This is a genomic window from Fibrobacter intestinalis (assembly GCF_900167415.1).
Lineage (GTDB): Bacteria > Fibrobacterota > Fibrobacteria > Fibrobacterales > Fibrobacteraceae > Hallerella > Hallerella intestinalis.
This window is the reverse complement of the sequence record NZ_FUWU01000018.1, coordinates 34,859-56,578: the sequence shown is the minus strand read 5'-3', so window position 1 is coordinate 56,578 and position 21,720 is coordinate 34,859. Positions and strand designations below refer to the sequence as shown.

General features: G+C 51.4%; 16 protein-coding genes and 2 tRNA genes. 8 read left to right on the top strand and 10 right to left on the bottom strand.

The genetic code is table 11. The features are described 5' to 3' along the window. Nucleotides 1-318: 318 nt before the first annotated feature. Both ispG and B5D40_RS06610 read left to right on the top strand, forming a co-directional pair. Nucleotides 319-2,070: a (E)-4-hydroxy-3-methylbut-2-enyl-diphosphate synthase gene (gene ispG, locus B5D40_RS06615; protein WP_078776277.1), complete on the top strand. Its 1,752-nt coding sequence runs from the start codon at nt 319-321 to the stop codon at nt 2,068-2,070. Nucleotides 2,071-2,091: 21 nt separating this feature from the next. Further along, nucleotides 2,092-3,261 (top strand): phosphoglycerate dehydrogenase, encoded by a 1,170-nt coding sequence (locus B5D40_RS06610; RefSeq protein WP_078776276.1) that lies wholly within the window; start codon nt 2,092-2,094, stop codon nt 3,259-3,261. 375 nt (nt 3,262-3,636) lie between these two features. On the opposite strand, the gene B5D40_RS06600 is transcribed toward B5D40_RS06610, so the two are convergent. From B5D40_RS06600 to B5D40_RS06560, 9 genes are all read right to left on the bottom strand, one after another. Then, the gene (locus B5D40_RS06600; protein ID WP_078776274.1) at nt 3,637-4,155 is read right to left on the bottom strand and encodes a methylated-DNA--[protein]-cysteine S-methyltransferase; all 519 of its coding nucleotides are present in this window, start codon (nt 4,153-4,155) and stop codon (nt 3,637-3,639) included. Between the two features lie 51 nt (nt 4,156-4,206). Beyond that, nucleotides 4,207-4,767, bottom strand: a complete 561-nt coding sequence (locus B5D40_RS06595; protein ID WP_078776282.1) for a YdeI/OmpD-associated family protein — start codon at nt 4,765-4,767, stop codon at nt 4,207-4,209. 28 nt (nt 4,768-4,795) lie between these two features. After that, nucleotides 4,796-5,041 (bottom strand): hypothetical protein, encoded by a 246-nt coding sequence (locus B5D40_RS15265; protein ID WP_143394380.1) that lies wholly within the window; start codon nt 5,039-5,041, stop codon nt 4,796-4,798. A 141-nt stretch (nt 5,042-5,182) separates the two neighbouring features. Next, nucleotides 5,183-5,258 (bottom strand) — tRNA-Asp (locus B5D40_RS06585). Nucleotides 5,259-5,263: 5 nt separating this feature from the next. Next, nucleotides 5,264-5,338, bottom strand: a tRNA-Val gene (locus B5D40_RS06580). After that, nucleotides 5,339-5,524, bottom strand: a complete 186-nt coding sequence (locus B5D40_RS06575; RefSeq protein WP_073305334.1) for a hypothetical protein — start codon at nt 5,522-5,524, stop codon at nt 5,339-5,341. A gap of 121 nt (nt 5,525-5,645) precedes the next feature. Continuing rightward, complete coding sequence (locus B5D40_RS06570) at nt 5,646-7,934, bottom strand: HD family phosphohydrolase (protein ID WP_073305335.1); 2,289 nt, start codon at nt 7,932-7,934, stop codon at nt 5,646-5,648. Further along, entirely contained in the window at nt 7,931-8,878 is a 948-nt protein-coding gene (locus B5D40_RS06565) for a PhoH family protein (protein WP_078776272.1), read from the bottom strand. Before B5D40_RS06565 ends, B5D40_RS06570 begins: the two co-directional genes overlap by 4 nt. A gap of 3 nt (nt 8,879-8,881) precedes the next feature. Next, complete coding sequence (locus B5D40_RS06560) at nt 8,882-9,193, bottom strand: hypothetical protein (RefSeq protein ID WP_073305339.1); 312 nt, start codon at nt 9,191-9,193, stop codon at nt 8,882-8,884. A gap of 95 nt (nt 9,194-9,288) precedes the next feature. On the opposite strand from B5D40_RS06560, the gene B5D40_RS06555 reads away from it, so the two are divergent. The 6 genes from B5D40_RS06555 (at nt 9,289) to B5D40_RS06530 (ending at nt 21,025) form a co-directional block, all read left to right on the top strand. Continuing rightward, entirely contained in the window at nt 9,289-10,668 is a 1,380-nt protein-coding gene (locus B5D40_RS06555; RefSeq protein WP_078776271.1) for an aminopeptidase P family protein, read from the top strand. Between the two features lie 82 nt (nt 10,669-10,750). After that, nucleotides 10,751-11,560, top strand: a complete 810-nt coding sequence (locus B5D40_RS06550; RefSeq protein ID WP_078776270.1) for a hypothetical protein — start codon at nt 10,751-10,753, stop codon at nt 11,558-11,560. 18 nt (nt 11,561-11,578) lie between these two features. Further along, on the top strand, nt 11,579-15,022 hold the full coding sequence (locus B5D40_RS06545) for an MFS transporter (RefSeq protein WP_078776269.1): 3,444 nt from the start codon (nt 11,579-11,581) through the stop codon (nt 15,020-15,022). A gap of 33 nt (nt 15,023-15,055) precedes the next feature. Next, entirely contained in the window at nt 15,056-18,439 is a 3,384-nt protein-coding gene (locus B5D40_RS06540) for an MFS transporter (RefSeq protein ID WP_078776268.1), read from the top strand. 24 nt (nt 18,440-18,463) lie between these two features. Further along, the gene (locus B5D40_RS06535) at nt 18,464-19,360 is read left to right on the top strand and encodes a hypothetical protein (protein WP_078776267.1); all 897 of its coding nucleotides are present in this window, start codon (nt 18,464-18,466) and stop codon (nt 19,358-19,360) included. Nucleotides 19,361-19,426: 66 nt separating this feature from the next. Beyond that, nucleotides 19,427-21,025: an EAL domain-containing protein gene (locus B5D40_RS06530; RefSeq protein WP_078776266.1), complete on the top strand. Its 1,599-nt coding sequence runs from the start codon at nt 19,427-19,429 to the stop codon at nt 21,023-21,025. 162 nt (nt 21,026-21,187) lie between these two features. Here B5D40_RS06530 and B5D40_RS06525 read toward each other — a convergent pair whose 3' ends face one another. Next, nucleotides 21,188-21,718, bottom strand: coding sequence for a DUF4416 family protein (locus B5D40_RS06525; protein WP_078776265.1), 531 nt, complete (start codon nt 21,716-21,718; stop codon nt 21,188-21,190). Between the last annotated feature and the right edge of the window lie 2 nt (nt 21,719-21,720).

The window sequence follows — 21,720 nt, the reverse complement described above, 5'->3', positions numbered from 1 at the left end:
AAGGCTCCCTTCCAGGGACAATTCGTCTAAAAGAGTAAAACTCTTAAGACTCATGGGCAGCCCCTTTTCCCTTCACCCTATCCCCCGCCACGCTTGGCGGTGGGAAATTTTAGATTTTGGGGCGGGATGAGATATGTTACTTCGCGAAAGGGGAAACTCGGTTATCAGTTATCAGTTCCAACTCCCAACTACCTCCTCCTGATCACTAGTTGCTAACCATGGTTCGACAACCGGTTGCTGAGCCTGTCGAAGCACACCAACCAAGCAAATCGAGGTGGAATTTTGTATATAAATCCCAAAAAGTGCTATATTGAAGCCATGTCCGAAAATTTTAATTATCCCTATATGCCGAACCGCTTCTCTCCGGTTCGCAGAAAAACGGTCCGGGTTCAAGTTGGCGAAGCCGTGATTGGCGGCGAATCCCCCGTGCTCGTGCAGTCCATGACGACGACCAAACCCAAAGATGTCGCAGAAACCGTTCGCCAGACTTTGGCCTTGGCTCAGGCGGGATGCTGTCTTGTCCGTATTACCGTGCCGACTCTTGCCGACGCCCAGGCACTCGAAGAAGTGATGCGCCAGATTCGCGCTATGGGCTGTCGGGTTCCCGTCTCTGCAGATATCCACTTCCAGCCGAAGGCCGCATTCGAAGCCCTCAAGTGGGTCGAAAAAGTGCGCATCAATCCGGGCAATTTTGTCGATTCGGGAATTGCCACTTTGGAAAAGCAGGCGGAAAAAAATTTTGAAGAAGGCAAAGAAAAAGTCGTCGAGGCCTTTACGCCGTTTGTCCGGGAGGCCAGAGAGCGCGGACGGGTGATTCGCATCGGCGTCAATCACGGATCCCTTTCGGCTCGGATGCTTTACCGTTATGGCGATACGGTCGAGGGAATGGTCGAAAGCGCCATGGAATATCTGGCGGTCTGCGAAGCGGAACATTTTGATCAGGTCGTGGTCAGCTTGAAATCTTCGACGCCCCGCGTGGCGATTGCCGCTTATCGGATGCTTGCCGCCCGATTGGAAAAAGAGCATTTCAAACCGTATCCGTTCCATGTTGGCGTTACGGAAGCGGGAGCTGGCGAAGATGGACGGCTCAAGTCGGCGGTCGGCATCGGCTCGCTTTTAATCGACGGCCTTGCCGATACGATTCGCGTTTCCTTGACCGAGGATCCTGTTGCCGAGGTTCCTGTCGCGCAAGAATTGATTCGGGTTTCTGAACTTCCGCAAAAAACGTTGAACTTTCACGTTCCCGATTGGGCAAAGGACCCTTACCATTACAAGCGTCTGGAAACGGAAAAAGTTTCGTATTCGGGGGTCGCTATCGGTGCAGCGGAAATGGTGCGTGTTGGCGTTTCGGCTCCGGTTCTCAGTCTTTCCAATGGACTTCGGTCTCCGGAATTTGCGTTCACCGGCTTTGCTGGGCAGAACATAGTCGCTTTTAAGGACGAATTGGATATCGCCGCTTTTGCCGATGGAAGCAGAAATATCCCGCAGGATTCTTTGGTGGCGTATGTGGGCGAGCAATTCGTTTTGGGCAACCGCGCGCTGGTTTCGGCTTTGGAATCGAGAAAACAGAAAAATCCGGTGCTGCTTTACAAACGGATTTCCGCTTCGGAAAGCGACAAGCTGAAAACGGCAGCCGAATTTGGCAGCTTGCTCGCCGACGGAATAGGCGATGCCGTTGTCGTCGAATCGAAATGCGACCAGAATATGGCCGTGTCTCTCGCTTTCGACATTTTGCAGGCTGCCGGCGTGCGTCGGAGCAAAACGGAATTCATCAGCTGTCCGGGCTGTGGCAGAACTCTCTACGATATTCGGGAAGTCGTCGGAAAAATCAAGGCCCGGCTGGGACATTTGCAAAACATTTCCATCGGCGTGATGGGCTGTATTGTGAACGGTCCTGGAGAATTGGCCGATGCGGATTTCGGCTATATCGGCGGGGCCCCCGGATTCATCAATCTGTTCGAGGGCAAAACCTGTGTCAAAAAGAATGTCCCCGAGGCAAATGCCTTGGACGAACTCGTGGAACTCATCAAGAGCCGCGGTCGTTATGTGGAAGCAAAAGAATCTAAATGAATAATAACAAAGGAACTCACCATGCGTAAAATCAAAACCCTGAATAATATCTCCCAGAAAGGTCTGTGCCTGTTTGGCAAGGATTACGAAGTTTCGGAATCGGTTGAAAATCCGGAAGCGATTCTTGTCCGCAGCGCCCAGGTCGATACGGATTCTTTCAGCGAATTGCTGGCCGTCGCCCGCGCCGGTGCCGGCGTCAATAACATCACCATCGACAAGGCGAGCGCAAAGGGAATTTGCGTATTCAATGCGCCGGGAGCCAATGCGAACGCTGTCGCCGAATTGGTCATGACGATTCTCGGCATGGAAGTGCGCCACGTTTTTGAAGCGACGAACTGGGTCAAGAATCTGGATCCGAACGATCCCGCTTTGGACAAAACGATTGAAAAAGGCAAGAAAATGTTCTCGGGAACGGAACTTTCCGGAAAGACCCTGGGCGTTATCGGCCTTGGCAAAATCGGCGTTCTCGTTTCAAATTATGCCCGCTGGAAAAACATGAACGTCGTCGCTTACGACCCCTATCCGAGCGCGGCGAACATGCACAAGCTTTCAAATGTCGTCTCGGTGGTGAAGACCATCGACGAAGTGATTGCCAAGTCGGATTTCATTACCGTCCACGTTCCGTTCATCAAGGGCGTCACGGAAAATATGCTGAACGAAAAGAACCTTGCCACATTCAAAGGCTCCATTATCATGAACTTCGCCCGCGGCGGAATCGTGAACATGGACACCGTTTACAAGATGCTGGACGAAGGCCGTTTGCAGAGCTACTTGACGGATTTCGCCGACAAAAAATCCTTGCAGAATCCGAAAATCAAAATTTTCCCGCACCTTGGCGCAAGCACCGAAGAAGCGGAAGAAAATTGCGCGGTAATGGCTGTCGAAGAACTCAAGGACTATTTGGAATTTGGCGTGGTGCGCAACTCGGTCAATTTTCCGCCGCTGGACAGCTATCCGCATGCAGAAGTCAAGAGCCGCGTCGTTGTCATCAACCAGGACGTGCCGAACATGATTGCCGAAATCACCAAGGTCTTTGGTGCCGCAAACATCAACATTGCAAGCTTTAGCAACAAGAGCAACGGCAAAATCGGATACAATCTGATTGATGTGGAAACTTCCGTCGATGATTCCATTATCGATGCGCTGAAAAAGTTGGAAAAGGTCATTCGCGTTCGCGTCATCCATTTCTAATTTTTTGCCCTGTCTTTTATATGCGCCGAAGAGTTTCTTCGGCGTTTTTGTATTCGATGCGTTTTTTAGTTTGTCGGCTTGAATTTGATTTGTGGAAGAAATTCTGGACAGCGCCGTCGAAAAGAGGCAAACAGAACTTCCGAAAATCGATTCGGAAAATGAGCCGAAACGTTTTTGAAAATCCGTACGCAAAAATCGGTTTTGAGACGACGCAATCGACGAGTTGAACGTTTGGGTTTATTTGGGCGCCTTTTTGTTTTGCGAAGATCCACAAAAACAGGCTTTGCGGGGGTCCGCTATCGCTCATTCCGGCGCGACGCTTCGGAACTGCTGGCGCAGCCCCTACAATCCTTGGCGCAAAAGGGAACGGTTCTTTTATATCGGCAACGCAAATTTTGAAATGTCAACGCCTTCCATTTTCAACAGTTCGATTTTTTTATCGATACCGCCAGCGTATCCGGTGAGGCCGCCGTTCGTTCCGACGACTCGGTGGCAGGGAATTATCAGCGAAATGGAATTGTGCCCGACCGCACCGCCGACGGCTTGCGCCGAGACCGCTTTGCCCGTTTCCCATGCGATTTGCTGGGCGATTTTTCCGTAGGTGGAAGTCTCTCCGAACGGAATGTCAAGCATGATTTCCCAGACGCGCTTTCTAAATGGCGAAATCCCGACGAATGCAAGTGGCGGTGTAAAACCCGGGACTTTTCCCGAAAAATAAATGTCGAGCCACTTCCGTGCTTGCTCGAAAACAGGCAAATCCTTTTCTTCGTATTCTTCGGGCAATGTGTCGGCAAAAAATCTTTGTCCGTCGAACCAAAGCCCGATCAGTTCTGTTCCGTTGCTGGCTAGCGTTATGCCGCCGATGGGAGAATGGTATTTGTTTGTCCAAAACATAGCAGTAACCTTTAGATTGTAATTTATTTTTGCTTTTTGGCACGAGCTTTTTCAATATGAAAGTCGTCCGTTGTCGTTCCACTCGCCGTACATAACGCCGTTCCTGCTGTTTTCTATGAGTTTTTGAAGGCGGAAACGGAAAACTTTTGGATTTTTCTTTTTGATTTGAACCGTGTCTATTCGGATGCGCTGATATAAAACCGGAAAAGTCAAAAAATAGTGCCACGCCTTTTTGTCCGCTTGAAGGGCGGCGAGCACATCTGCGTCCATGACAAAGCCCTTTTCAGACATATCGGAAAGAACGGCTCTGCCCGCGTCTGTCATCTTGCCGAGTTTTTCCATTCTGCGGCAACGCTCTTTGTTCAGTTCGGACCATACGCTTTTTTTGCGACGTGGTGCAAAACGCTGCGCCGTTCCGAGTCCCGTTTTTTTGGTCGTGCAGTCGATCCAACCGAAGCAGAGCGCTTCTTCGACAGCGTCGATGTACCAGAAAGTGCCATCATCCACAGGGCGTCCCCGTTGGACGATAATCCAGCATTCTTTTTCCTTGCCATGATTTTCCGAAAGCCAGCGTCTAAATTCGCCTCGGTTTTTGATCGGCAGAATTTCCATGAAGTCTCCGTTTTGGGGGACGAGCAATTTAAGTGCAGCGGCAAAAACTTGACAATCCGGGCTTGCGAGACTGCGATTCGCCTATCGTACAGGCGTGTCCGCATTTCACTTTGGTCATCGTGTTTCTCCTTTTTTCGGGCGGCTTTTTGTTCCGCACCGCTTCACAAAAATCAGGCTTTCCGTGCTTCCGCTTTCGCTCCATTCCCGCGCTGTGCGCGTGAACGCTTGCCGCGGCACTCCAATCCTTGCCGCAAAATCCGGCAAGTCCATTCATATTAGCAAAATGGCAGGCGTGGGCATGAGGCAAACCCGTGACAGCCAGATGAAAAAGAAAGGAAGCGCAGAAGTTTTGCGAAAGGATGCGGAAATGCGCGCGAGTTTAAAACAAAAAACCTCTCCGAAGAGAGGTTTTTAGCGGGACGGACGAGGCTTGAACTCGCAACCTCCGGCGTGACAGGCCGGTGCTCTAACCAAAATTGAGCTACCACCCCGTTTCTGGGCGATAACGGATTCGAACCGCTGACATTCTGCTTGTAAGGCAGACGCTCTGAACCAGCTGAGCTAATCGCCCCTACTTCTTTCGATCATTGCCACCCCAGAAGATTCCAATAGGAATGACAACCAGATAGGCAAGAACCAAAATAATCGGTGCGACCGTCAGTGATACAGGGTTGTCCGCAGGCCCTTGGGCGAGGCAGACAAATCCGATCACTATCAACAAAGCTCCGAGAGCCACTAAAAGAATGTTCTTCTTCATAACTTCAAGCCTTGTTTAGTGTTATCACCAATAGGGTAGCCCAAATATATAAATGATTTTAAACCGTGTCAAGGGGTATTCCAAGAAAAAATGCAATTTTTTTTGAAATACTCGAATTTTGTCAGGGCTGGAGTTGTGGACGCCTTCTTCCTGCGGCAAGCGCTGCGGCTGGATACTTCACGCGGGTGTGGTATGTGCCGTCAAGACTCTGCAAAAAGACTTTTGTGAGCTGGGAAATTTCTCGCAGATTGAGTCCGCTTTCGGAAAGCTGGCCTTCGTTAAGCCGGGCGTTGATGGTCGTGTAAATGAGGTTTTCCAGTTTTTCTGGCGTCGGTTCGGGCATGGCGCGGCTGGAAGCTTCGACGACGTCCGAAATCATCAGTATCGCGGTTTCCTTGGATTGCGGCCTGGGTCCCGGATAGGTGAAGTCCGCCGCTTTCGTTCCTGGATCCTGCTTTTTGGCTTCCTGATAGAAATACTGGATGATGCTCGTGCCGTGGTGTTCCACAATGCCGTCGGTGATGGCTTCGGGCAGCTTGAATTCCTTGGCGAGTTCAATTCCTTGGGTAACATGGCTGAGAATGATTTTGGCGGAGTCGCGCGGCTGGAGACTCGTGTGCGGGTTGATGCCCTGTTTCTGGTTTTCCGTGAAAAATTCGGGACGCATGGTTTTCCCGATGTCGTGGTAAAGGGCCATGGTGCGCACGAGCAGGGCGTTCGCGCCGATTTCGTCGGCGACTTTTTCGGCGAGATTCGCCACCTGAATGGAGTGGTGGAAGGTTCCCGGAGCAAGGTCGGAAAGTCTTTTGAGCGCAGGGCGGTTAAAGTCCGAAAGCTCCAGCAGCGTCAAGTCGGTCGTGATGCCGAAAATGCGTTCGGCCAAATGGATGAGCACCACGGAGGAGACGGCGCTCCACGTGACGATATTGATAACGCCCGCGAGGAATGTCGGGTAGATGATTTCCCACTGGAAGCGATTGCGCAAAAGCAGTTGGATGGAAAGGGCGATGGCAAAGGCGACGATGGCGGCCAGAATGCTCCAGATGAATTGGGAACGGTAACGGATCCGGTTCAGGTTGTGAAGCCCGGCCCAGCAGATTCCAAAAGCGAGAATGGTTGTCGAAAGGTCGTAGCCAGAGAGAATGCCCAAAAAGGATGCCGAAAAAATGGAGAAGAGCGTGCCGATTTTCCGGTCGTAGAGGACGGTGGAAATGACGGGGGAAAGGATGAAGGGGAAGAACCACGTTACGTCGATGTCCTGCGGCAGGTTCGGGGTGGTCGTCTGGATATAAGCGCCAAAATGGTGAATGGCCGCAAATGCGCAAAGCTGGATGGCGGCGAGGGCGGCGATGCTCCAGATTTGGCGGCGGGTGCGGAAACGCTTGGAATGGAAGTAGTAAAAATACAGGAAAAAGAGGAAAATGATGACGGCGATAAAGATGGCTTGACCGTAGATGGCGGTGAAGTGCCGCGAACCTTCTTCTTTTTGCATGGCGTTCTGCATGGCTTCTAGCCGTTCCAGCACGTCTTTGGTGACAATCGATCCTTGCGAAATCAGTTCCATGCCGCGGGGAATCATGCCTTTGGAAGCGTTCACTTGATTTTCGGCCAGTTCCCGGCGGTGTTCCGTTTCTTTTTTCAGATAAAATACATTGGGCAGGGTGAACACATAGAGAGCCTCGTAAAATGCGCTCTGCATCGCCTGGTTTTTAAAATACTGTTGCAAGTCGGTGAATGTTTCGTCGATGGCGCGTTCGCGTGGCTGGATGCGGCTGGCGTCCAGCTTGCGTTCTTCATTGTCCCGCACAAAGGAAACTTCGGTTTTGGAATAGGGCAGGTAATTGACGTCCTGGATGTTGTAGGTGTCTCGGAAAAGTTGCACGCTGGTGTTGTTCGTCGCGAGAAGCGTGTTGGAAACGCCTTGATCTAGCATCCGGTTGAACGCGCTTTCCAGGGAATCCCTTGCCCGCTTGCTCGAAGAGAGCTGCTGCACGGCCGTGTTGGAAAGGCGGTTCGTCAGCTGGTGAAAAATCTGGGAGGCCTGCTGCACTTTGATCTGCATGGTCGAATCGTCGGTATCCGCCGAAATTTCGGCCTGGAGAGTTCCATAGCGGGAAAGACTCGAAAGGTAGGATTTTAAATCGTTGAGAATGCGCACGGTTTCGTCGTGGTTGTATTCGAATACCGCATAGACTTTGTCGGCGGCGCGGGATTTTTCGTTGATGATTTCCTGCGCGGACTTGGGGACTTCAAAAGAAATGGGGGCGACGATGGTCCGCGGGCTAATCTGCCCCAGGTGGGGAACTTCGGATTTTTGCGCCAAATTTTTGTCGGGGAACAGGACGATTCCCAAAATAATGACGATAAGGCATCCGAAAAAGAGATGCCGCTTCAAAGTTTTATGATTCATTTTCTGTCTCCGGATTCGTATGCTTTAATGATTTCCCGTACCAGGGGATGGCGCAGAACGTCTGTCGCCGGAAAGCGGATGTGGGCGATGCCTTTGACTTTGGACAAAAGCCGGATGGCGTGCGCAAAACCGGAAGTCTGCTTGGGACCCAAATCGATTTGGGAAGAGTCTCCGGTGATAATCGCTTTGGAGTGGGAACCCAGACGCGTCAGGAACATTTGCATTTGCGGAATGGTCGTGTTCTGCGCTTCGTCCAGAATGATGAAGGCGTGCTTGAGGGTTCGGCCTCGCATATAGGCGAGCGGTGCGACTTCAATTTGACCGCTTTCCTGGTATTTGCGCAATTTTTCCGCGGGCAGCAGTTCGGCCAGGCTGTCTTGGATGGGGCGCAGGTAGGGCGCGATTTTTTCTTTGAGGTCGCCGGGAAGGTAGCCGAGCGATTCTCCCGCTTCGACCGCTGGGCGCACCAGGCAAATGCGTTCCACTTCTCTTTGTTCCAGGCTGGCGACGGCGATGGCTACAGCGAGGAAAGTCTTTCCCGTTCCCGCAGGCCCGTCGGCAAAGATGACGTCGTTTTTTTCGCAGGCTTTGAGCAGTTCCGCTTGAGATGCGGTCTTGGCGACGACGGGAATTCCCGTTTTGTTCCGGAGGATGACTTCCTGAGGAATGAAGGGAGTTTCGTTCGGGCTTTTTTCGGCAAGGCCCGCCAGAAAATGCGGCGAGATGAACGTGCCGTTTTTGGCGGCGATTTTCACCTGGTCGAGCATGGACAAGGCTCCTTGAAGGTCGGCTTTGTCCCCTTTGGCTTCGATGCGCAGTCCGGAAAGGCGGGAATGGACGATAACGGAAAAACGGTCTTCCACCATGCGGAAAACCGTTTCATTTTCTCCCGCGATAATCCGTTTGAGATTGTCGGAAAGAGGGTATCGGACTTCTTGTTCCATCAATTATTGGACGGCTTCTGCATCGGCTGCGGGTTCTTCGGCGGCCGGTTGCGTGGAAATGCCGAGCTGGGTTTTCGCTTCAAAAATCTGGCGGCGCAGCTCGTGGTTTTCTTCCGTCATTTTCATGGCTTCTTGCTGGGTTCTTTGCAGTTCGCCTTCATCCACTTTTTGGGCTTTGGCGGAACCGCCTTCGGATTCTTCCGTGTATTCTTCGCCAGAGTCCTCGCTGCCCCCTTGACGGGAGCCTGCGCAAGCGACGAGGGAGAATGCGCAAAGAGAAGCGAGGGCGAGTTTCCAGAGTTTAGATAAAGACATTGTAAAAGCTCCATGCAAAATTGGTTCTACGGAAATATATATAGAAAAATCGGCGTGTTTTCGTTTTAGGCGTCAAAAAAAGTAGATTTTGTGGCATGAATCGCTATTCTCAGGTATTTATTGAACCGTCGGGCGATGTGCCCGCAACCGAAATTTATCGTTCCCGCCGAAAGAAACTGCTGAAAAAATTGGAAACCATCGGCCTTTTTGCCGGGGTTTTTCAAAATCCGGGTTCCGAAGAAGTCTTTACGGAAATCGGGAACAAGATGGTCCAGGATCCATCCTTTTTGTATTTGACGGGCTTGAATCAGCCGGGTTGCAAGCTTTTGCTGAATCCGCTTGCGGAAAGCGAAGGGGAACGCGAGGTGCTGTTTTTGCCGAAGAAGGACGTTTTGGGGGAATTCTGGACGGGGCGAAAGCTCGCGTATTCGGACGACTTGGACGAGGTGAAGGAAAGGACGGGTTTTCAAAGGATTTATCCTTCGACGGAGTTCTGGCGCTATTTGGATGCGTCCGTGGAAAAATGGCGGCTCGATTCGCTGGAAGTTTTTTTCCTGGAATTTTTGACGAAGAACGGCGTCCGGGGGATTACGGGGGATCACAACGGGCGTTTCGCCGATGAATTGAAAGCGCATTTCGGCGATTCCTGTCGCATAAAGAGCCTGGCGGAAAAGCATTTCGATTTGCGGGTCGTGCTCGATCCCTTTCAGCAGAAGGATTCCCGGAAAGCGCAGGGCTGGACTGCCGAAGCGTTTCGCCTCTTTTTGAAGGAAATGAAAAATTTTCGGACGGAACGGGATGCCGCTTTGTTCTTGAATTACCAGATGCAGCGGCAAAGTGACGGGGATTTGGCTTTCCCGACGATTATGGCTTGCGGAGAAAATGCCTGCTGCTTGCACTATGTGAAAAATGACGAGCCTTTGGAAAGCGGAAAACTTTTGCTGATGGACTTTGGAATCCGGGCGGGAACGCAGCACAGCGACATTTCGAGAACGGTTCCCGTCGGCGGAAAATTCAACCCGCTGCAAAAAATCCTGTATTCCATTGTTCTGGATGCTCAAAAATTTCACGCTTCGCAGGTGAAGCCCGGAGCGTTTTTGCGGGAATTGGATGCGAATGTCTGGAATTTTATTGAAAAAGCACTCGACGAACGTTTTGTGCAGAAAGGCGGCAAATGCCGTCTGCTTTACGACAAGCGACCGCACGGCGTCAGCCATCTTATCGGGGAACAGATTCACGAAGGCGACCCTTTCCGCGTCTATATGGACAAACCGCTTGAATCCGGGATGCTGATTTCGAATGAACCCGGAATTTACGGCTATTTTGAAATCGAGCTTTCTGGCGTGCGCTATGCGGAAAATGTCGGAATCCGCATTGAAAACGACTTGCTGGTGACTCCGGATGGCTGCGAGGATATTTCGGCGGCGATTCCGCGGGAAATCGAAGAAATGGAATTGGCGATGGCGGAATTTTGAGGGGAAAGTCCTGAAATCCTCGGTCAATTCTGCTGGGTGCATGAGTTATTTAATTATCTTTGGGCTGAAAATGAGGTAGCCAATGAAAAAAACAGGTCTATTGTTTGTTCTCGCTTTTTCGGCGCTGGGTTTGGCGTGGAATAACGAATTCGGAGTCATTCCTAAAACGTTCCAGGTGCAGCTCTCCGGGAATACGGTTTTGTATAGCAATCTGTATCACGACGGCGATAAGGCCTCTTTGGACGAAACCTATCTCCAGTTGAATTTGATTCCGACGATTCGGGTCAGCCCGGTTCGGGGCATTGAATTTAATTTCAGCTATCCATTTCGCAGCGATGAAGATATGAAGGATGCGACGGGTTTTTGGGGGCCGATTCTCGGCATTAAATACGGAAGCCCTTCTTCGGCGGGATTTTTGAATTTCGTGTTTCCGGCGGGGTCTAAAAATCTGTTAGGAAACGGGGAAAATCCCTCTCCGGCTCTGATTTTTGGCGGAACCAGTTTTTACGGCAACTGGGAATCCTTCGGGATTCGGCTGCATTCCTGGTATTTTTTGGATTTTAACGAACATTCTGCGGACGAGCTTCTTTTCCTTATCCGCCCGGAATTGAATCTGGGGCTGATTCAGCTCGGTCTGGGATTTCCCTTTGAATGGATTTTCGGAAATTCCAGCGCTTGGGGGAGCAATACGCCGGGAACGGTTCGCGCGATTGGTGGTGGCGAAGATTTCGAATACGTGATGGTCTTTTCCATCCAACCCAAGGCCGTTATCGATTTGGGAAAAATCAAGGTGGAACCCTATTTTTCGATTCCCCTCTGGAAATATACGAGCAAGCACGCCTTTATGTATTACAGCTTTACCCTTGGCGTGGATGCGAAATTGAATTTCTGATTTTGAGGTGATTGGCTTATGTGGAATGTTAAAGGTACGCTTCCCCTGTTTCTCTCTATTTTTGGAACCACTTTTGCGGTGATGGGGCATTTTGTCTTTACGCAAAAGGTTTTGACGACGCATTACGACGGTTCGCAGCTCCAGTTCTGGAGTGCCTTGTTTCAGGCTTTTTTCCTGCTCCCGTTTATTTATATGGTGGTGCCGGCGAGTTTCTTTTCGAACCGCTTTTCTAAAAATCGGGTTCTCGCTTGTACATCGGTCGTCATTACCGCTTCGTTTATTGCGACGGGCGTGTTTTACACCCTCAAGTTTTACAACTTGGCGATTTTCTTTACTCTCCTGACGGCTTCGGCGTTTGCCGTGCACAGTCCCGCTAAATACGGCATTTTAAAAGAAATGTATGGGACCAAGAGCCTCGGTTTTGCCAATGCGGTTTTGCAGGTGATTTCCGTGATTGCTCTGGCGCTTGCGGCGTTGCTTGTTCCCGGTCTGGATGCGGTGGATTCCGCTTTTGACGGTTCGCCGACGGTCAAAGAATTTTTGAGCAAGACGGTCGCCTGGCCGTGGGTCTTTATGGGAATCAGCGCCATTTCTACTTTGGCGGCGTTTTTTGTTCCGCAGGTACACCGTGGCTATGCGTCCGCGCGCCGTTCTTCCGTTTTCCGCAATTTGGCGCACACCTGGAAAATTCCGACGGTCCGCGCTTGCATGGTCGGCATTTCCATTTTCTGGATTGGTGTGCAGGTTTTTGTAATGGTCTTTCAGCAGCAGACTGCCGCTCCCAATGAAACGCTGGCTCTTTTCAAAAACGGGATTTTCTTTGCCATTCTCGGGCTTTTGCTCGGTTCTATCATCGTCGGTCGGGCTTCCAAAGATTATATCGAAACGGGCCTTGTTCCGATGGGAGCGCTCGGATCGTCCGTCTGCCTTGTCATCGTTCCGTTCCTGTCTTCGCAGGTTTTTATCGACGTGGCTTTCTTTTTGATGGGCGCTTTCGGCGGGATGTTCCTGGTGACTCTCAATGCGCTTCTTCAGTTCAATACGACGGCGACCAATTCGGGGCGGATTCTCGCCGTTTCCAATTTGATTCAGATTGTTCTTTTGGGCGCCTTCCTCGGGCTGGAATCCGTTGTCCTTTACAATGTGCAGACGCATTTCCCGGAATACCGCAGCTGGATTTTCCCGGGATTTTTTATTGCGCTCGCCTTGATTTCCTTTGTGGGATTCACCTATTCCCTCAAGCATCTGCCGCAGGCCCTTTTGCGCTCGCTTTTGCGGACTTTTTTCAGCCCGTACAAATTGAAGGTCCTGGGGCTCCAGAATGTGCCGGATGAAGGCCCCGTCCTTTTGATGGGCAACCATTTCAGCTTTATCGATTGGGCTGTTTTGCAGATGGCGACTCCGCGTCCGCTCCGGATTGCGAGCAACAAGGACCATTTTGAAAAGTGGTATTTGCGCTGGCTTTTGAAACGCATGGGCGTTATCCGAATTCACAAGAAGAATTCCGCCGAAGCGATGCAAAAAATTCATGAAGCCTTGCTGAACGGCGATGCGGTGGTGCTTTTCCCGGAAGGCGAAATTGCGAAGTCCCCGTTCATCGGGCCATTCCGCATGGACTACTCCGAAGCCATCAAGGACACGGAAACGGTAATCGTTCCGTTTTACATCCAGGGATTGTGGGGGAGCCGTTACGCCTATACGAGCGATGTGCATTTGTTCGGGCCGGCCTTGAGCCGCATTATTACCGTGGCTTTCGGCGAAGCGCTCCCCAAGGAAACGGAACCGAACAAGATTCGCAACATTGTGCGGGAAATTTCTATCGATGCCTGGAGCAACTCGCTAAAATACTACAAGCCGATCGCTTCGTCGTGGCTTTACGCCTGTAAACGCATCGTGCGTTCGGGACCTTCGATTTACAGTCCGGACGGTGCGCACTTCTCGGGCTACAAGCTGCTTTGCGCGACCTTGGCCTTTAGCTGCGTATTTAAAAAACGCCTTTCGGGAGAATCGCATATCGGGATTATGCTGCCGCCTTCTGCGGGTGGTGTCATTGCGAACCTGGCGGGCTGGGTGCGCGGAAAAATCAACGTGAACCTGAATTACACGTCTTCGCCGGATATCGTCGCAAAGTGCATCGAACGGGCGGAAATCAAAACGATTATTACGAGCCGCGTTTTCTTGGAACGCCTAAAACAAAAGGGAACGGATTATTCCGTGCTTTCCAAAGTCTGCACGCTGATTTACGCCGAAGATGTGCTCAAGGGAATTCCCAAGTCGGCGATGGTGTTCCACATGTTTGCCGGCATCATTTTGCCCGTCAAATTGATTGAATTTTTCTATTTCAAAAAAGTCCGCTTTACGGATACGGCGGCCATCCTGTTCAGCTCGGGTTCGGAAGGAACGCCAAAGGGCGTGGAGCTTACCCATTACAACATCGTGGGGAACTGCCAGCAGCTCTCTTGCATTTTCAATGCGACCAAGTCCGACGTGATGCTGGCCGAACTCCCGCTTTTCCATTCGTTTGGACTTACGGTGAACGTCCTTCTCTGTCTGGTGGAGGGCATTCCCATCGTGGTGATTGCTGACCCGACGGATGTGAAGACGATGGCGCGCGCTTGCGCCGAATTCCGGGTGACGGCCTTTGTCGGAACGCCCACATTCCTGCGCGCGTTTACGGTAAACCGCTGGGTGCATCCGATGTGCTTCAAATATCTGCGCTTGATTATCGCGGGGGCCGAAAAGCTCCGTCCCGAAATCACGACGGCGTTCCGGCTCAAGTTCGGCAAGGATATTTTGGAAGGTTACGGCTGCACGGAAACCGCTCCGGTGGCGTCCGTCAATTTGGACAATATCCTTTTGGACGATTACCTGACGATGCAGGTGAATCACAAGCCGGGTTCGGTGGGAATGCCGCTTTGCGGAACCCTCTACAAGATTGTGGATCCCGATACGAACGAGGAATTGCCGGTCGGCGAAGACGGCATGATTCTCATCGGCGGTTGCCAGGTGATGAAAGGCTATCTGAAGGATTCGGAACATACGAAGAGCGCGATTGTGGAACTGGACGGTCGCCGCTGGTATCGCACCGGTGACAAGGGACACTTGGACGAGGACGGCTTCCTCACGATCGTGGACCGCTACAGCCGTTTTGCAAAACTCGGCGGGGAAATGATTTCTTTGGGAGCGGTGGAAATCCGCATCAACGAAACGAAGATTCTGGAAGGCAGCGATTACATGGTCACGGCGATTCCGGACAGTGCCAAGGGCGAATGCGTCGTGCTGCTCTATTCGGGTTCGGAACAGGAGCCTGCGGATGTCTTGCGCGCGCTTCGCAAGTCGGGCATTCCGCCGTTGATGGTTCCCGGGCTGGCTTTCAAGGTTCCCGCGGTTCCCAAACTCGGGACGGGCAAAGCGGACTTTAAAGCGTCCAAGCAGCTCGCCCTGGAACTTGCCAAAGCGTAGAATTTCTAAATTTCCGCCAAAATAAGGATTATCATGCGAAAAAAAGGCCTGATCCCGTATTTGGTAACTGTTTTAGCTTCATCTTTTATGCAGATGGGGCTTTTTCTTTTTTTTGAACAGTGGCTCAAATATTCGTTTGCAGAACCGAATGAATTTCCGGTTTACAGCGCATTGCTGCAAGCGATGTTCTATGTGCCCTATTTGCTTTTTTTCCCGATTGCCGGTTTTCTTGCGGACCGCTTTGGCAAGGGGAAGGTCATCGCCTGGTCTTCGCTCGGCTATGTGGCGGGATCGATAGTCATCGGCGTCTTGTGGACGGTCGGACTTCCGCAGGTTGCCATCTGGTTTGTGCTGCTGGTTTCGTCTTCGTTTGCGCTGGGAAGTCCCGCGCGCTACGGCGTGGTCAAGGAAATGTTCGGAACCGAGCATCTCTCGACCGGAGTCGCCCACATGTTCACCATGATGATTATCGGGGCGTTGGTCGCGTCTGTCGGGGTGATAAGCCTTTATCATGAATCGGCCACTTTGCTGGGCGTCGATTATCTGCTTTGGATTTTTGTCGGCGTGGCGGTGCTTTCCGAGGTGGCGGCGTTTTTCATTCCCAAAACGGGTCAAGAAAGAGAATCCTTGCAGATTCGCTCGCCGGGTCGGATTTTTCATGCGACTTGGTATATCAGCCTTTCGCGCATGATTATCATCGGGCTTGCGGTTTTTTGGGGACTGGCTCAGGTCTTTATTCTGCTTTCCCAAAGCCTTTCCGGCGAAGCGTTTTTGGCGGTGGTGCGGAACGGTCTGGTCTTTTCGGCGGTGGGCATGGTCTTTGGCGGCTATCTCGCTTCGCGCTCTTCGCACCAGTTTATCGAAGTCGGGCTGATTCCCGTTTCCGTGTTCGGCTGCAGCGTCTGCGCATTCTTCATCCCGATGGTCGATAATCCCGTCATCATCCGAATGCTTTACGCTTTTCTTGGCCTCTTTTTCGGGGCGCTGGGGACGGTCCTCAATTCGCTTCTTTTGCAATACTCCCGCCCGGTTTCCACAGGTCGAATCGTCGCCGTATCCAATATGGTGACGATGCTCTTTTTGATTTTTGTCGTCGGGTTGGAAGCGATTCTGCTCGAATTCACGCACATCGACCGTGAAACTTTCCTTTTTGTTTTCTCGCTCTTTTTGCTGGGCGCGTTTGTCTGGGCGTTCATCCGTTTTCCGCAGTCGCTTTTGCGGACGATGTTCCGCGCCTACTATGTGTTCCGCTACAATCTGAAGGTGACGGGCAACGAGAACATCCCGATTGAAGGTCCGGTTTTGCTGATTGGCAACCACACGAGCCTTATCGATTGGATTCTTTTGCAGATGTCTTCCCCTCGGCCTTTGCGCTTGGCGATGAACGAAAATAAGTCGGAGCACGGCTTTTTCCGCGGGGTTCTCAAACTTTTGGGCGCGATTCGCATCAACCGCCGCAACCCGGAACCCGCCATGGAGAAAATCCGAAAAGCGCTGCTGCACGGCGAAGCCGTCGTCGTGTTTCCGGAAGGCGAGCTTGCCAAATCCTGCAACATCGGGCGTTTTTCCATCGATTATTCGTCGGCGGTCAAGGACACGAGTGCGCGCCTAATTCCGTTCTACATCCAGGGGGTCTGGGGAGGCAAATACAGCTACACGAATGAAAGCGTCAATTTCGGCGAAAAGACGACCCGGATTGTTTCCATCGCATTTGGAAAAGAAGTCCCGCTGGAAACCGAACCGGCCAAGTTGCGCAATATCCTGCGGGAGCTTTCCATGTCGGCTTGGGCGAAATCGCTTTCGTACTACCCGACGATTATTCCGCTCTGGTTGAAAGCGGCGAAACGCCGCGTGCGCCACCATGTTTCCATTTACAGCCCGCAGGGCAATCACTTGACGGGCTATGGCCTTATTCAGCAGGTGTTGATTTACGCCCGCGCAATCGAGAAGATGGCTGCCAAGGAAGAACGGCTGGGGTTCATGCTGCCGCCTTCGCCGGAAGGGGTTTCGCTTTTGCTCGGCATCTGGACGGTCGGGAAAACCAGCGTCAATTTGAATTACACGTCGGGAATCGATACCGTTTTGAAGTGCATGGAATGCGCCGAAATCAAGACGGTTCTGACGAGTTGGGCGTTCTTGAACAAATTGCAGCGCCGGGGACAGGATTTCTTTAAACTCGGGACTGTCTGCAAACTGGTCTGCGTGGAGGATTTGGAAAAATCCGTAAGTCCGCTCTACCGCGGTCTGGCGATTGCTTCGTCGATACTGCTTCCCGCACGGCTGATTCATTTCCTGTTTGCCAAATCGGTGAAGCCCGAGGACAATGCGGTCATTCTTTTCAGTTCTGGCTCCGAAGGCATGCCGAAAGGCGTGATGCTGACCTATCGCAATCTGGTTTCCAATACGCAGCAGGCCAATTCCATCTTTTCGATTCGCCCGCACGACGTGATGCTTGCGGAACTGCCGATTTTCCATTCGTTCGGTTTGACGGTGACGATGCTTTTGCCGCTTCTGGAGGGAATCCCCATGGTCACTTGCTCCGAGCCGACGGATGTGAAAACGATGGCGCGGGTCTGTGCGGAATACCGCGTGACCATTCTCGTAGGAACGCCGACTTTTTTGCGCGCGGTAGGCATTAACCGCTGGGTGCACCCGATGTGCCTCAAACATCTGCGCCTGGTTCTTTCCGGTGCCGAGAAATTGCGCACGGAAATTCGCGACCTCTTTGCCCGAAAATTCAAAAAGGACATTTTTGAAGGCTATGGCTGCACGGAAACCGCTCCGGTCGCCACGTTCAATTCCGAAGACGTTCTTTTGGACGACTTTTTGACCACGGATCCGCGGGCGAACCTCCAGTCGGTCGGAATGCCGATTCCCGGAGTCGGCGTGAAAATCATCGATCCCGAAACCAACGAGGAATTGCCGCAGGGCGAAGAGGGCATGATTCTTATCGGCGGGTGCCAGGTGATGAAGGGTTACCTCCGGGATCCGGAGCGCACAAAGAGCGTGATTCTAGAAATCGACGGTCATCGCTGGTACAAGACGGGCGACAAGGGTTATTTGGACAAGGACGGCTTTGTCTTTATCGTGGACCGTTACAGCCGCTTTGCGAAACTCGGCGGTGAAATGATTTCTTTGGGAGCCGTCGAAGGAAAATTGAACGATACGGGGCTTCTTGCTGGCATGGATTATGTGATTGTCGCGATTCCGGACGAGGTGAAAGGCGAACGGATTGTGCTGCTCTATTCCGGCGATAAGGATGCCGATGAACTGCTGCGGGAAATTCGCAAGTCGGGGATTCCGCAAATGATGATTCCGGGAGCCGCATTCAAAGTGGAGCAAGTGCCCAAGCTCGGTTCGGGCAAGGCGGATTTTGCGACCGCCAAGAAACTCGCCGTGGAACTTTTGACCAAGTAGCGGTTCCGTTTTTTGGGAGGATTTATGCCAGAAGAAGCTTTGCCGAAAAGTGACCTTTTGAAATCCGAAACGGAAAAGGGATTTTCCAAAATCCGTACGGTGCGCCTTTTGGGAATCGTGGCTCTAGCTCTGGCAATCCTTTTTGGCGTTCTGTTCTTTGCGCTTTCATACGTGGACGATTTTGCGTCGCAGGTGGTGAATCTCGCCATGGCGCGCTACAGCAATTTCACCGGCAAATTCGCCTTGAACAATTTTGAAGAGGACAAGCGGCTGATGGCCATTCTGCTTTCGGTCAAGGACGAGCTTTTGCCGCTCGTCGAATGTCTGAAACCGATCGCCTTTGTGAGCGCATCGCTTTTTGGAGTTGCCGCCCTTGTTTTTTGGATTTTCCCGTCGTGGATAGCCGAAAGGCTTCTTCGCTTTCGGATTTTGCGTGTGGCCGGGGAAGGCTCGGGCAATTCGATATCGCCTTTTTCGCTTTCCAAAAAGACGCTGTTTGCTTTGGCGACCCTTGTCACGGTAGTGCTATTGTCGTTTTTTGTTCTGCAAAGGGATCCTGCCAAGGAGAATTTGGAAAAAGCGGCGGAGTTGGAGCGGGAAACCGCCCGCTTTGTGCAATTGCAGCGGCAATTCTATCAGAAAAACAAAAAGCTCGGAACCTGGGCGCAAATCGGTTATGAACCGGCAAAATCCGACGATTTCCTTTTTGAAAAGCGCGGAAAATTTGCATGGCAGGCAAAAAATCGAAAATCCTGGGAAGAATGTCCGGATTCCAGCGTCTGGAAGGCCTCATTTGAAATGACGGGATTTTTTACCAAGGAACTGAAAATCTACATATCGGCTCCGAAAGCGGCGAATTGTGCGCATTTAACTCCCGATTTTAGGCAAAATGTACTGCAGCGTTCCGCAAAACAAGAATAGCATTCTCGTTGAATTTTGCTTTTTTGTAAAAAAAGCTTATCTTTAAAGGGTAAATGTGAGGTCGTCATGTTTTTTTCTCCGGAAGAGGTTCTAGAAAAATTTCCGTCAGCGCTAAAAGCGGGAGAGTTTGCTGTTTATTACCAGCCGCAGTTCAGCCATTCTACGGGCCGCCTTATCGGTTCGGAAGCCCTGGTCCGCTGGATTTCTCCAGAACACGGCATCGTTCCTCCGTTGGATTTTATTCCTGTCTTGGAAGAAAATCGGCGTATTCCGGAATTGGACGCCTATGTGTTTGAACAGGTCTGCCGTTTTTTGCGGAAAATGCTGGACAAAAATCTGTCTGTCGTTCGGATCTCGGTGAATCTCTCTCGTTGCGATGTGATAGAACCGGATTTTACCCAGCGGTTGGAAGAAATTCGCCAGAAATACAAAATCCCTTCGAATCTTATTCATATCGAAATTACGGAAACGATGATTGTCCATGGGGCGAAGGTCGTCATGAATTCCGTGGACCAGTTTCATGCTTTGAATTATAAAGTGGAAATGGACGATTTTGGCAGCGGCTATTCTTCGCTGGCGGCTCTCAAGGATATTTGCTTTGACGTGCTGAAATTGGACATGAATTTTATTCCGGACGGGGCGATTGGCGATCATCGTGGCGGGATTATTTTGAGTTCGGTCGTTCGCATGGCGAAATGGTTGAAACTTCCCGTCATTGCCGAGGGCGTGGAAACGGTGGAACAGGCTGACTTTTTGCGCAGCATCGGGTGCGACTATGTGCAGGGCTACTTATATTCCAAGCCGATGCCCGAGCAGGATTACGAAAAATTGCTGAGTGGAGCCACGGTCGGGGCGATTGTGCCGCAGATGAAATTGCTGGACTCTTTGGATGCCAACCGGTTTTGGAATCCGGGATCGATGGAATCGCTGATTTTCAACCATTTTGTGGGCGGTTCCGCCATAATCGATTATCACGACGGGCAAGTGGAAGTTTTGCGGGTAAACCAGAAATACCTGCGCGAAATGGGAATGAACCAGTCGGAAAAGGACCTCATCCGCTCGAATCCTTTGAACACGATGTCGGCGGCGGATCGGGAACTTTATTTGAAAACTTTGGATGCGGTGATTTCGACAAAAACCGAACAGGAATGCGAAACTTGGCGGGAACTCCAGTCGGCGTGCTGTGGCGACGAGAAGGTCTGCATCCGCAGTTCTTTTCAGCTTATCGGGGAGTGCGCGGTCAGTCGGCAATTTTTTGTGAGCATCCGGAATATCACCAAAGAAAAATCGCAAATTCAGTCCCTGTCGGAAAGCGAACGCAAATTCCGCATGGCCAGCGAACAGGCAAATATCTACTGTTGGGAATACTGGGTGGAAAAAAAGGAAATGCGCCCTTGCTTCCGCTGCATGCGCGATTTGGGGCTTCCGCCTTTGATTCGCAATTATCCGGAGCCCGTTATTCGTTCGGGGCTTTTCCCCGCCGAAGTCGCCGATATGTATCGGGATTGGCATCGCCAGATTGCCGCAGGCGTCAAATCTTTGGAAGCGGTGATTCCTTTAACGGAAAATCGTATTCCGTTCCGGGTCCGCTACACGACGGAATTTGACGATTTAGGAAAGCCCGTCCGTGCGTATGGATCGGCGGAGTGCATGGAAAACAATTAAAAAATGGGAATTCTTTTTCAGACGAGGCGAACTCGGTTTTCAGTTGTCAGTCTTCAGTTGTCAGTTTTCAGTTCCAACTTCCAACTTCCAACTTCCAACTTCCAACTCCCAACTCTCAACCGGTCGCTAATCGCTTTTGAATATGAATTTTTAGCGCAAGCCTTAAAGGACTTTTCGCAATTCCTTGCGGACGTTTTCTAAGTAACGGATGTATTCTTCGCTTTGGTAGTCGCGATAGGTCCATTCAAAAGGGTGAAAGTGCCCGTCTTGAAAATAGAGAGTCGGCTCCACATAAATGCCGTCTCGCATATAAACCCGCTGCCGCTGGTCTTTTGTCGTCGCTAAAAAAAATTGGCCGAGGGTCATGTAGCCCGGATCCAGATTCACGGGGCGCAGCCCATCGCTGCCGCATTCCTTGGCAAAGTCCAGCTCCATTTCGTTTGTCTGCAATTTGATATCGACAATAGTCTCCCTTTCGATGAGTTTCTGGTAGCTGACAAAGGCGCGCACGGGATTTTCGCCGATTTCTTCTTTATAGTAGTTGGTAAAGCGAAAAGGGAAAGGCTCCAGAACAAGATCCTCTTCACCGTAGATGTGGCGAAGGCGCGGACGGATTCGTGCGATGAGTTCGGCGTCTTTGGCGAGAAAGCCCATGACGAGTTTCGATGGTTGCGGCTTGTGCGTTAGTCCCATGT

What these genes read in the sequence shown, in the direction of transcription:
- B5D40_RS06530 (WP_078776266.1), top strand. Translation starts at nt 19,427, where the DNA reads ATGTTTTTTTCTCCGGAAGAGGTTCTAGAAAAATTTCCGTCAGCGCTA.
- B5D40_RS06600 (WP_078776274.1), bottom strand. Translation starts at nt 4,155, where the DNA reads ATGTTTTGGACAAACAAATACCATTCTCCCATCGGCGGCATAACGCTA.
- B5D40_RS06560 (WP_073305339.1), bottom strand. Translation starts at nt 9,193, where the DNA reads ATGTCTTTATCTAAACTCTGGAAACTCGCCCTCGCTTCTCTTTGCGCA.
- B5D40_RS06595 (WP_078776282.1), bottom strand. Translation starts at nt 4,767, where the DNA reads ATGGAAATTCTGCCGATCAAAAACCGAGGCGAATTTAGACGCTGGCTT.
- B5D40_RS15265 (WP_143394380.1), bottom strand. Translation starts at nt 5,041, where the DNA reads ATGAATGGACTTGCCGGATTTTGCGGCAAGGATTGGAGTGCCGCGGCA.
- B5D40_RS06610 (WP_078776276.1), top strand. Translation starts at nt 2,092, where the DNA reads ATGCGTAAAATCAAAACCCTGAATAATATCTCCCAGAAAGGTCTGTGC.
- B5D40_RS06545 (WP_078776269.1), top strand. Translation starts at nt 11,579, where the DNA reads ATGTGGAATGTTAAAGGTACGCTTCCCCTGTTTCTCTCTATTTTTGGA.
- B5D40_RS06535 (WP_078776267.1), top strand. Translation starts at nt 18,464, where the DNA reads ATGCCAGAAGAAGCTTTGCCGAAAAGTGACCTTTTGAAATCCGAAACG.
- B5D40_RS06565 (WP_078776272.1), bottom strand. Translation starts at nt 8,878, where the DNA reads ATGGAACAAGAAGTCCGATACCCTCTTTCCGACAATCTCAAACGGATT.
- B5D40_RS06575 (WP_073305334.1), bottom strand. Translation starts at nt 5,524, where the DNA reads ATGAAGAAGAACATTCTTTTAGTGGCTCTCGGAGCTTTGTTGATAGTG.
- B5D40_RS06555 (WP_078776271.1), top strand. Translation starts at nt 9,289, where the DNA reads ATGAATCGCTATTCTCAGGTATTTATTGAACCGTCGGGCGATGTGCCC.
- B5D40_RS06540 (WP_078776268.1), top strand. Translation starts at nt 15,056, where the DNA reads ATGCGAAAAAAAGGCCTGATCCCGTATTTGGTAACTGTTTTAGCTTCA.
- B5D40_RS06570 (WP_073305335.1), bottom strand. Translation starts at nt 7,934, where the DNA reads ATGAATCATAAAACTTTGAAGCGGCATCTCTTTTTCGGATGCCTTATC.
- B5D40_RS06550 (WP_078776270.1), top strand. Translation starts at nt 10,751, where the DNA reads ATGAAAAAAACAGGTCTATTGTTTGTTCTCGCTTTTTCGGCGCTGGGT.
- B5D40_RS06525 (WP_078776265.1), bottom strand. Translation starts at nt 21,718, where the DNA reads ATGGGACTAACGCACAAGCCGCAACCATCGAAACTCGTCATGGGCTTT.
- ispG (WP_078776277.1), top strand. Translation starts at nt 319, where the DNA reads ATGTCCGAAAATTTTAATTATCCCTATATGCCGAACCGCTTCTCTCCG.